The following is a 12,942-nucleotide window of genomic DNA, read 5'->3' as shown; positions in this document are numbered from 1 at the left end:
TCAGGGATCTGCACAGACCAAACGAGATTATTTACTTGTTGGTCATAAGGTTTTGCTCTCATCAGAGCCCAAACGTGTTGAAAAACAGAAAAAAGTGCCGTCCTTTGAGCTAAATTTGAATATCTATAGCGATTTAATTCGAAATTGGAAAATTATTTCATGCGGAAAGTCGGATGATAAGATGCGACCTTCCCTCAGATGTTGGCGCGACACAAACATCTCTCGCTTTTGCCGATATGTACATACTAACTATTTTCAGGATAGTAGACTCCAAGCCTTGGCGATTAATCAATTCAAAATTTCGAATAGTTGTATTTGAGTATTCTTCTGATAGAAGAGATGGAAAATATGGAGGAAATGACCGATGAATGTCGAATTTTAGAGAGTAGGTATATAGTCTCAATTTTATTTGTTAGGTGTGATTATTATGGAATGGGCATTGAATTCAAGTTTGCAACATGTCCATGCGTTCTCTTCAGATGCGATAAGGGGCTTATCTTATACATGTCCTAGATGTAGAAAAGAGACATTTTTAAGAAAAGGAAAAAAAAGAATTGCTCATTTTGCACATGTTTCAGGGCAAACTATAAAAGATTGCGAATTATATGTTCCTCCTACGATTTATGCATCAAAAGTTGAGGACAGAATAATAGATAACTTACACGAAAAAACATTGGATTTGTATGTGGAAATAGAAAAGGAAAATTGGTCGCTACATGTAAAAATACCATCCGCAGTTGGGCAATATACGGGTAAGGCATTCCTTAAGATTCCATTTGCATGGGATGGTGAGAGAACAATCCCACTGTCCTCTGTTCGAAGCAATGGAAAGAAAGTAAGAGTTAAATTACAAGCACAAATTTATAATGTAATAGTAAATGGAGAAATAAAAGACGATTGGAAAAAGAAAGTTAATCATTCTGTAAAAGGTTTGGATGAAGATATGATTACTACCTTCTATTTTTCAAAATTAGGAGGGCGAAGGCTACAACTGAACACTCCCCTTCAATGGGGAGAGACCTATGTATTAATTTATGATCATCAGAACATAAAGAATTTTCTTAATTTGCCGCATCGTATTGCCCATCGAAACCTGAAAAAAGTAAATAGTTGGTCTGCTATGATCATAAAGTTACCAACTTCTTCGGATAGCTTTGTTGAGCAATGGATCAGAATTTATTTAAACAAGAGCGTGGTTGCCCCTGTCCCCCAATTACGACTAGTATCACCAGTTTCAAGTGCAGTAGATGATCAAGAAGCGGTAGTGATTTCCCCATCTGATAATGTAATTATTGCTGTAACTGGGGAACAAGGCGCGAAAGCGTGGTCAACAATACATATTTACAAGATAGATGAAATGCAGTTAATACGTCATTTTGGAAATGGCGAGATGCCTATATTGTTATCAATTGGAAATCTTCCAGAGGGAAGAGTGGAGATATGGTTGGATGATGACAGGCAAAGTGCCTTGAGATTAGTATGTCAAAATACAATTCAGGCAGTCCCAAGTATCAGAGGAGTCGTGTTTAAAGGAATATACTCTTCTTCGGGTACAGAAGATACATATAGCTTGCATTCTAAAGATGCCATGATTTTTTTTGAAATGATTCAAGAATATAAGTTTACTCTAACAGATGTCAATCTTCCAAGCAACGTTGCCCTCTTCTTAAAAACACAAGTGAATGAAATTGTTTTTAAGAAGGAAAATCCTATTGAAATTGCTCAAACCCTAAATCAAGTGCTACGTCAAGATGACGATGTCTATCTTGATGCTGGAGGATATGGATCTCTTGCAGTAAAGCCGTTAAAGGAAAGGGAGAATAGCTCAATTTCGATGAGCATGAGTTGGAGAGAGCAAGTGAAATGGATATTACTGAGTTTGCGCACAAAGCATCGGGCAGTAGGAATGATTAGGAATGACATTTTTAATGGAATTGATATAAAAAAATTAAAATACTTGAATCGATCTGATAAAGAAATGTTTCTTAAGGTGTCAAAGATAGAATTTTTTCCTGTTTCAATGTTACCTCAAATAAAGGAGTGTATTAGTGAGTTTTTACGAACTGTATCCATTAAAAAAACTGATAGAGACTAGGTGATGGAGAGAAATGAGTTTAATTGGCTATCCCGAGAATCGAAGAAATGCAATACAGACTTATTCGTTTGATGATTTCAAAACATTTTTGGAGAGTATACCCGCTGGAACTTTATCAAGTGCTATTAAAATACTGCCTAAAAGAAAAGGCTTTCGTGCAGGCAAGGATATAGAAATACGGCTGAGAGTGTATTTTACAAGAATTGAGCGTTGGGATGATAAAGAATGGAGTTTGTTTTTAAAACTATGGATTTTATGGACAGACTCGTATGAACCATTAAAGAGATTGCTGAATTATCAAGATGTAAAAGAATTTAATAGCTTGGTAATTAAGATGATAGAGAATCAAGATGAATTATTAAAAATTTTAAATAAGCTAGTAATTGGGGAATTGGAACAAGATGTTATCAGAGAGTGGATAAAATTTAGTCCATTCAGTATGAATATCGACAGCTTGTGGTTAGTCAATTTAGCACCTACATCATTTACTAAAAAACTACAGGCGCGCTTAGAATTACTAGAGGAGCGAGTGGTGTCAGATGTTAAGCAGAGTGAAGAGAAAATGCAAAACATGGTTAATGGGATTGACGAAAATGTGTTTGCGTTAAGAAAAGAGTTCAAAGAATTTAGTACGATTGCCGTTACATTGCGAGAAGAGACATCCGTTATGGCAAAGAAATCTCAAGATATTGAAGAAAATGTTTTAGAATTGAACGGTGAGATTGAAGTATTAACAAAACGAGAATCTGTTCCTTCAAATACATTTAAACATTTGACGGAACAGATTGGTGTTATAAATAAACAAAGTAACGAGCTAGTTAAACAAATTAATGAAATAGAATTAAAACTATCAAGACATGAGGAATCCTATAAGGGTCTTGATCTGAAAGAACTACTCTCAAATACACTGTGGGATAGAAAAACTACACAGGTGGCAGTGACTACAGAGAAAGTCAATCAACTCACCATAGAAGAGGTTGAATTCAAACTTCCACCAGTTCAACTTGCAAATGGTCAGGAAGCGATGACTCATTTGAAGAAAAACTTGAATAGTTTAGGTATAAAACTGGCTGATGCAAAAGAAATTGCATTTGAAGTATTGGCTGCAGTTCTTACCAATCAAATGATTATGTTTAGCGGATCTATGAGTTTGTTTGCTGCAGAATATTGCGCTGCTAGCCTATGTGGGAGTACTGTGAAGGTTATCAACATCCCATTTGGGCAAATAGATGAGCTAATTTCTGCAGAACAACTTAGGCAATGGCTTGATGAAGCGGAATCTTGTCATCATCCGATAGCAATTATACTTGAAGGGATCAATAGGTCAGCTTTTGAAATCTACGGTTCTAACTTAAGAAAATATATAGCTGAGCAAATAATAGGAAGAGCAAACTGGAATTATCCTATCATATTTATGGCAACCCTGGTTACGGGTCCTTCAGTTTTAAGTTTAAGTAAAGAATATCTGGAAATTGGTCCGGTGTTTAATACGGATTGTATTGGGTGGGGTTACAAAAATATCGAACCCTATGTCAATGGAGTCATTGATCCAAAGTTGCTCTTAAAGACAGATATGGATATAAGTGATTATTTAGAAATAGAGGATCTATTACCCGAAGCTATAATTGAACATGGCAGCATCCTATGGCGTAAAACAATAGCCGCAACGTATAAAATGATGATTCAATTAGATTCCTCTTTTAACTTTTCATCTGTAAATTATGGTTGGTTAATTCCAATAACCTCATTGCATTTCAAGGAACGGGTGGAGCAGTCGTTTGATGAGATTGAGTTAGATGAACGAAGTAAGTCACTTATCAAACATATGGCTATGGAAGATCGATAAATATGGAAGAACCAAAAGTGCTAACCTCAAAAGAATTTATTGAGTTGACAATGTCTCACAAGACTGTTTCATTCCCTGGAGATGATTATTTTCAAAGAGAACTATTTTTAACAGAATACTGGAGGTCCATTCTCTTTGAAATAGCAATTAAAGGTGATTCTTCAAACGACAATATACAACCAGTACACAATCGCAAAATTAAGAATAGGTTAAGCCAACAAGTAGATGCTATATGGCCTGAATTAAAAGAAGCAAATTTAAAAGAGCAAACGGATGTTACTAAACATGTTCGAAAGTGCTTGGAGAAAATTGGTGATACAGTCCACTTGGGAAGTGGATTTTATGTACCTTTGCCACTACGGATGATTGAACTCCCGGAAAGTGAGTACGCAGTCATTGTTGGTGGAACACCTACGACATTAATTCGAAATATGATCCCAAGCGCACGAATTTCAGGATACGGGCGAATAGTTGAGAAGAAAAGAATACCTGACTCAATAAAAACGGATCGGCATTTATGGCAAGATTATTCAAATTGGATAGGATGGAAACCTCGGAACATTAAGAATTGGATGATGTTGCAAATGCGTCAATTGTCTACTTTAGGAAGCCAAAGTATTCAAGGATTTGAAGAATTTGAAGTGTATAATTCTTTGGGGCATAAGGAACGCGGAAATAGGTCTTTCTGGATTGATCAAAGAACAATTCAAGCACAAAAATTATCAGGCATATTGCTTTGTAAAACATTAGACTCAAATAGACGTTATTTCTTGGGAGAACTAAATGAAGGTTATTTGTTGAGGGAATTTACAATCACAGATACTGATACTATTAGATGGTTGATGATAGGATTTCGATTAAATAGTGGACGATCTCCAATAGCCCGCTGGAATGATAGTTTTTTGAAAGTCAACTCTCTGCTCCCACAGGCATTAGAACGTCATATATTAGTTTTCTCGCTAAAACAGAATGCTTTTGAGTACTATGTATGTGAACAAGTTCAGGATCATGTTGAACAGTTCCTGAAATCACACGGATATGAGATTTTGGGTACAAGGAGGAACCACAATGAGTGATGCATACGGTGCATTTGAAGTTTCCAAATCATTGCACAAAACTTTAAGATCTTATCTTGAATCAGCGTATCATATTAAGAATGAAAGTTTAATTAGAGAGAGAAATCTTTTGCTTGACCAATTTGGCCAAATAAGCCAACAACCTTTTATTGAGGCAACTCCGAGTTATGAATTAGGCTCGTCATATGAGAAATTAAGTATTCCTGACGCAGCAAAAAATATTTTATTACAAGTCTCCCAATTGAGCAACCCTAGTGTAGGTGTATTCCCTAGTCCCTATACTCACCAGGCTAGAGCACTTGAAGCTTTTTTAGACGAGGACGAAGATATCATTGTTGCTACAGGGACGGGGTCAGGGAAAACAGAGAGTTTTTTGATGCCAATTCTAGGATCTTTAGCAATAGAGGCTGCTGACCGCCCAAATGTAGCTTCAATGCGCGGCTGCCGGGCAATTCTGTTATATCCAATGAATGCACTGGTCAATGATCAACTCGGAAGAATAAGAAAACTGTTTGGTGATGAGCGAGTTGCAGCTTTATTGAAGCAAGGTCGAGCTAGAAATGTTCAATTTGGATCATACACTTCAAAAACCCCTTATCCAGGGGTACATAAGTCTGCGAAGACTACAGCGCATATTGAGCCTTTATTTGAAAAGTTTTATTTGAAGTATGCGGGGGATGTCAATAAAGTTCGTGAACTTCAAGCCAAAGGGAAGTGGCCTAGTAAGGATCTTATTAAATTCTATGCTAAACATAAGGAACAGAATGAAATATATAGAACAGGCAAGCGTCAAGGGAAGCCTAGAATTATAAGGAATTGGCATGAACGTTTGAAAACACAACCCGATGATAGGGAATTATTGACTAGACATGAAATGCAAACATTATGCCCAGATGTTCTTATTACTAACTATTCGATGTTGGAATACATGCTCATGCGGCCAATTGAGAGGAGTATTTTTCAAGATACAAAAAAATGGCTAGAAGCCGACCACAGAAATAAGTTAATTCTTATTTTAGATGAAGCACATATGTATCGCGGAACTGGTGGAGCCGAAGTTGCTTTTCTAATAAGAAGGTTAATGGCCAGACTAGGAATTGATCGTAATAGAATGAAATGCATACTCACAAGTGCTAGCTTAGGAAAGAGTGAGGCTGATGAGCAAGCTATTATAAATTTTGCTGGTGAACTTACAGGTATCAATGAAAAAACATCACGTAAATTCCAATTGGTTACGGGTAATTTGGAGTTGCGTCATGGAGCACGCAGGGGAATTGCAGAAGAGGCAGTAATTTTGTCACGAATAAATCTTTCCGTAATTCAGAATACATTAGTATACCCGAAGGCTGCGATTAAGGAATTTAATGCTGTAGCAGGCATGCTAGGAATGGATGGTTTTAAAGGCAATGAGGTTAATGAATTTGTTAATCACCTTTTTTATCAACTGTCAGGATGGGGTCCAGTTGAGCAGATGATTAAAGCTTTAAGTGGGAATACTTTACCACTGCATCGTCTATCAACCGAACTCTTCCCTATTCAGGATACAGTGACCGCCCAACAAGCGACTGAAGTTGTTTTGGCATTGGGAGCACTGGCTAAGAGAAAAGTTGATAATAAAGTCTTGTTGCCTACAAGAATGCATCTGTTTTTTAGAGGTATTCCAGGTCTATACGTTTGTACCAACCAGGATTGTGAGGGGAGATTGGATAAAACAGAAAATCAATCAATATTAGGGCGGTTGCATACTGTTCCTATGTTGAACTGTAATTGCAAAAAAAATGCCCGGGTTTATGAATTGCTTACACATCGAGATTGTGGTGCTGCATTTATAGTTGGATACGTGCATGGTGAGAATGGTGACTTTTTACTCCATGAGCCTACAAATATAACTGGAGTAAATGATGAGAATGAAGATCGTCTGTATAAAATTCAACTGTTAGTTGATGGTCAACCTAACGAGCGAGATATTGAAAACAGTGTACCTGCATGGCTAGATATCAGTTCAGGCAAGTTATTTTATAATGAACCTCAGACAACAGAAGGGTTTCTGAAAGTGTATAGACCAATCAGTTCCGGTTCTGGAGATAAGCTGTTTCAACGTTGTCCAATCTGTTTGAAAAAATGGAAAAAGAACAGAAGTAAGATCATGAATCTAGCTACAAAGGGAGAGGCTCCGTTTGCAAACCTTGTTAAGGCTCAATTGTTTAATCAACCAGCACAACGTAGAGAAAACGATGAATTTCCGAATGGCGGAAGAAAAGTTTTGTTGTTCTCTGATGGACGACAGAAAGCAGCTCGCTTAGCGAGAGATATTCCAAGAGAAGTTGAATGGGATACTTTTAGACAAGCAATTGTTTTGGCTGCTGTTCGATATAAAGAAGTATGTAATAGAGAGCCCAAGATAAACGATGCACTCTATATTGCCTTTGTGTCGGTCGTAGCGGAGTTCAATCTCCAGTTTTTTGATCTAGAGGATAGAATAGCATTGCTTAAGCATGTTCGAGATTTTAAAGAAGACTATGATGGATCTTTAGAATTTGCAACAGAGCAGCAATGGGAGTGCAGACCTTCTTCCAGCTACTATAAAGCAGTCCTGCGACAATTGTGTAATAAAGAATATTCGTTAAGGGCTGCGATGGTTGGATATCTTGTACCTACTAATCTAATGGTACAAAAGATAAATAAAGAAGTATCGGTAATTACGGATAAACTAGATGCTTCCCATATAGAAGCTTTAACTAACTATTATATTGAAGATATTTTGGAGGATTTTGCTTTTGAATTAGAGACAAAAATATCTGCTTCTATAAGGCGAAAAGCGGCTGGATACCCGCAAAGTTCATGGACAAGTTCAGGGAAGATTGGAGAAGAACAAAGGTTTATCTTAGAAGAATATTTTAAATGCACTCCAGAAGAAGTAACGAGTATTCAAGAAGTTTTGCGTAAGAGACTGTGTCATAAGGTTGGCGATGCCTATGTTATAGACAGTAATGATGTTGTATTAAAGATTGACATCGATTCAGATTGGTACAAATGCAACTGTTGCACCTTTATATCTCCAGTAAAACTAGAGGATTACTGTGTTAACTGTGGGGACAAGGATGTCATCATTCTTGATCCTGACACCCATGATTATGTGCAGGCACGAAAGGGATTTCTACGCACTCCAGTCGTGCAGTCTATCCGAAATGAAAGTAGCCCTAAATACGTAACTGCTGAAGAGCACACAGCACAGCTATCACATAAAGATGCAGGTGAAATTTTTGCATCGAACGAAATATATGAGTTGCGTTTTCAAGATGTAAAATTGGAACAAGACGAATTAGTAGAAGGTTCGGTAGATGTGCTGAGTTGTACCACTACAATGGAAGTTGGGATTGACATAGGCTCTCTAGTTGCTGTTGGACTAAGAAATGTCCCGCCTCAACGTGAAAATTACCAACAAAGAGCAGGGAGAGCAGGGCGCCGCGGCTCGTCATTGTCAACAGTTATTACTTATGCCGAAGGGGCACCGCACGATAGCTTCTATTTTCAAAATCCAGAGAAAATTGTAGCAGGTTCCCCACGATTACCAATGATTAAAGTAAATAATACTAAGATTGCCAAAAGGCATGTTTTTGCTTATATGTTCCAAACCTTCTTTCATGAAATGATTGATAGAAGCGAAGTGAAAATAGATGAGGATAAGACATTATTTGCTGCTCTTGGTTCTGTCACAGATTTTTTTGGCATGGATTCAGATAATCAATTCAACAAGTTCAAGTTTATCGAATGGATTATACAGGGTATTTATGAGAATCACACTCTTGTTGATCGCATTATCGAGTGGTTGCCAGAAAACATAGCAACTGACAAAATTAAATGCGTGCACGACTTCGTAGAGGAATTGTTGTCAAAAATGGAATTAGTCTTGCCAAATAACGTAAATAAAGACGAGATTAGTGAAGAAGACGATGAAAATGAATTCGATCTCGGCATTAATAGAAATGAACTTCTTAGTTATTTATTTGATGAAGGATTTTTACCGAGTTATGCATTTCCCACGAATCTTTGCAGTTTTCCAATTGAGATAAAGAAAGAGAAAGGAAAAAATAGCTTCAAAATAATTACCAAAGAGTTGCCACAGCAATCTATTGATCAGGCATTGAGTGAATATGCGCCTGGCAGGTTAGTGGTTATTGATAAAACGACGTATCGATCAGGTGGGATTGTAGCAAATACAGCAAGAGCTACGGATATCAATCGAGCAGAAAAGCTATTCCAGGCGAAATCAAACTTTAGAAAATATGTGTCCTGCAGGAGATGTACCTTTGTTCGTGACATAGATGAGGCTGAAAAATTAAGTGAAAGAGATCCATGTCCTGTTTGTGCAGGCACACTTGATTCAGGACAACTTTTAATACCCGAAGTATTTCTACCTGAAAAGGGTGCAGCTATCATAGAAGGTGATGATGAACAAGAACTGACGTATGCTACAACTGCGCAATTCCCTCTTCCGTTATCTGAGGATGATATGGGGGGATGGACAAGGATTGGTGAAAAGTTGATTTCTGTTCAGGCGAAGGATCAATGGCTCGTTACAATTAATAAAGGCAATGATGAGAGTAATGCTGGATTTTATGTATGTGAATTGTGCGGAGCAGCAAAAGTTGTTGATCCTGAAGACAAAAAATCCCCTAACGTTTCTCATGATCGCCCCTATCAAGTAGAACCTACTTATGGCGTTCAAGTGCCGTCTAAATGTCACGGTGTATTTCATAACGTTTTTTTGGGACACGACTTTAAAAGTGATTTGTTGCTATTGCGTTTAAATATTGAAGAACCACTTATTAGTTCAGTAAAACTTAATCTTGACAACCATATCATTAATGACGCTCTGCGGACAGTTTCTGAAGCCTTGTTATTATCTGCTAGTAGAGAATTAGATATCGATCCCGCAGAGTTCAAAGTTGGATTTAGACTTGTGAAATTAAATCCAGATGATCCATTAAGAGCTGATATTTACATGTTTGATTCCTTAGCAGGTGGTGCGGGATATGCAGAACAAGCAGCTCACAAGTTGCCAATGATCCTAAATAAAGCCTTGGATCTATTAGAAAATTGTCATCAAGTGTGTGACCGTTCTTGTACGGATTGTATTCGACATTATCAAAATAGGTACTGGCACCTTCATTTGGATCGTCATTTAGGCGCGAGTTTGTTGAGATACATGGTTCATTCTAAGGTACCCAATATTTTGCATATTGATCGGCAAAAAAAAGTTCTTGAGCCATTGGTTAGAATTTTAGAATTGGAAGGCTACACATGCAAAGATAGTGTGAGTTATAATGGGATTCAGGTGCCGTGGGTGATAAGCTCTCAAAATCGTCAAATCGCTCTTGGTGTAACTCCAAGTCTAATTGATAAAGATCATGTAGAGAAACTCCATCCTCTCACAAGACATTATTCTGAAGCTCAGTTATTATTGATAAATGAATATCTAATAGGAAGAAACTTGTCTTTGGTCTATAAACAGTTTAAAGAGAAAATCGAAAAAAGTTAATTTTGCTTATAAAAATGTTACCTCCGAAAGGTGGGAGGTAACATTTTTATTTTAGGCGGTTAGGTGAGAGTTAATGATTAATAGAAAAACCATATTACAGCCTTCTCTATCTGAAGAAAACTTGAAGACGCTAAATGAAATATTAGAACAGGCTCTAGACATCCCAGAGGGGGAGGAGAGGGCCTATTGGATCACAAATAAAATTTCAGAACAGGATAATGAAAGTCTAGATAGTATTAAGTTCCGAGGCTTATTGCTATTGTTAAGAGATTTATTTCTACAGGGATGGGACTTGAAAATCCAAGACAAAACAGTGAGCATTCATCATCCTGAAACACCAGAGAATATGGAAAAAAAACAGTGGTTTAGAGAGGCATTATTCTATGAAAGAAACAAACAATTAGAAAGCGATTCATTTAAGAAGTTTATATTGAGAATGGAAAGACACAAAAAATATAAGGGAAAAGTTGTGTCTATAAAGAGTTTAACTGCACCTGTTAATCGACTTTTAAGTACGATTCAAGAACAAAAGGCGGATGCAATAAGGCCCTACTTACAAATCGTACAGAGTAGCACAGATCGGGATGAGCATACCGGATATAGGCTTCTAGATATTTGGAGATATTTCCGATTAACATGGACATTACCTCATAAGCCTACACCAGGGAGAAACATTTTTGTGTTAGTGAGAGATTCTGCACAGGAATGTCATCCAGTTATAGGTATTGCTGCTCTTGGCAGCAGTATCGTACAGATAACTTGCCGCGATAACGAAATAGGATGGACCATCGAAAGCTTGCGGGAACGTCTTCAAAACATGGACGAACTTACTGCTCAACAAGTATTAAATGGCTTAAGGCACTCTATTGAAAGATCAATTTTAGAAATTCAGTCACGAGATTTAATAAGTGAAGATATAAATCTTTTGAATGTCAATGAGTATGTAAATGATTTAAATGAGTTTTTGGAAAGTGAAAAAGACAATGTTGCAGTAGCACCGAAAATTACTTCGAATATTAATAATGCTGATTGGGATGATGTTTGTCAAGGTTTGTTTTATAAGAAGAAGCGAGCTAAGACGCTTCTTAAATTATTCAAAGCACAGGACTTTTTCAATCATCTAAATCTAAATGAGCCCCAAGAGTCGTTGCAACGACTCGTACAAACGTCACGAGGGCGATCTGCTTTATCTGTAGCTCTACAGTCGAATAAAAGAGAAAAGGTTGGCGCGAATATGATGGATATCATCGTTTGCGGCGCGGTTCCTCCATACAACTTTTTATTGGGCGGTAAGTTGACTGCATTATTGATGATGAGCCCTCAAATTATCCAAGCTTATGAAGAAAAATATAGAAAGCAGGTGTCAGTAATTGCTTCAGCAATGAAAGGTGAGCCTGTTATCAAACCTGCTCATTTAGTTTTGCTAGGAACAACAAGTCTATACGAGTCCGGTAGTAGTCAATACAACAGATTATATATTCCATCCCATGCTATCAATAGTAGCGAGCCCCCAAATAAAATTGGGTATCAATCATTAGGACTCACTAAAGGTTTTGGTACCGTATATATTTCCGATGAAACAGTTGAATCATTTTCTGAATTAACTACCAAAATACATGGGAGACGTTTAGTGAGTAATACTTTCGGGGAAGGAACTAGCCCTAGAATGCGTTTGATACGGGCAGGGTTAGATGCGCTAGGACTCCCGTCCGAACATTTGCTTAATCATAGTTTTAAAAGAATCGTATATGGCATCAAGTTAGCTGAGAATGCGTATGAGTACTTGCGAGGCGAAGAAGGTAGGCCAGAGTATTACTTATGTCAAAATACTCCAGTTCAGACGACCGAGGAAATTTGTAATTTTTGGAGAGAACGTTGGTTGTCGATGAGAATTGAAAATCACAGCGTAATACAACAATTACATGATTTTAATGTAGACAACTTTTTGTTGGGTAATAAATTTAATGGTAATTAAAGTTTTTAACTGATGCAGGGGATTTCTGAGTCAGCTTTTTTAATAATTCAGTCATCGGTTTGGCGAGTAAAGCTTACTTACTGTTTCTCAGTACTCTATTTAGAAGCCAATTTTTTGTGAAAGAGTTGCTTTCATGCAGGGGTTGCGGCCGGTGTGCCATGAATGTGTTCAGTGAACATCAGCACAATCAGCTTTTTTTATGAAAGCAGCAATCATTTTGGTTAATGTAATTGCCTTTGCCCAAAAAAACGTTGTGTCGTTAAAACGACAACCATCATAAATCTGTGCATCGGTTGCGGGAGGCAAGCTGTTGCCGTTGTACAAGGGAATCTTACATGCGCTTTAGGCTGTAGGGCTCTCGACAATCTGTTGATATCCTTTGCCACATTGCTAGGGAAAACGATGAAG

The 12,942-nt window shown here is 37.4% G+C and carries 5 protein-coding genes; all 5 read left to right on the top strand.

What is annotated here, in order from left to right; translation table 11 throughout:
* Positions 1-427: 427 nt before the first annotated feature.
* Positions 428-2,095 (top strand): competence protein CoiA family protein, encoded by a 1,668-nt coding sequence (locus AC6RNO_RS25560; protein ID WP_497107195.1) that lies wholly within the window; start codon positions 428-430, stop codon positions 2,093-2,095.
* A 13-nt stretch (positions 2,096-2,108) separates the two neighbouring features.
* Complete coding sequence (locus tag AC6RNO_RS25555) at positions 2,109-3,941, top strand: hypothetical protein (RefSeq protein WP_497107194.1); 1,833 nt, start codon at positions 2,109-2,111, stop codon at positions 3,939-3,941.
* 2 nt (positions 3,942-3,943) lie between these two features.
* Positions 3,944-5,017 (top strand): Druantia-type antiviral defence protein DruD, encoded by a 1,074-nt coding sequence (gene druD / locus AC6RNO_RS25550; protein ID WP_497107193.1) that lies wholly within the window; start codon positions 3,944-3,946, stop codon positions 5,015-5,017.
* A complete protein-coding gene (locus AC6RNO_RS25545; protein ID WP_497107192.1) occupies positions 5,010-10,559 on the top strand; it encodes a DEAD/DEAH box helicase in 5,550 nt (1,849 codons plus the stop codon). The genes druD and AC6RNO_RS25545 overlap by 8 nt, the downstream gene beginning before the upstream one ends.
* Before the next feature lie 73 nt (positions 10,560-10,632).
* Positions 10,633-12,534 carry a Druantia anti-phage system protein DruA gene (locus AC6RNO_RS25540; protein ID WP_497107191.1) on the top strand — a complete coding sequence of 634 codons (1,902 nt, stop codon included), beginning with the start codon at positions 10,633-10,635 and terminating at the stop codon, positions 12,532-12,534.
* The last annotated feature ends 408 nt before the right edge of the window (positions 12,535-12,942 follow it).

This window comes from Paenibacillus sp. sgz302190 (genome assembly GCF_059820445.1).
Note: the sequence above shows the minus strand (reverse complement) of the source record. Positions and strands in the feature narration are given on the sequence as shown.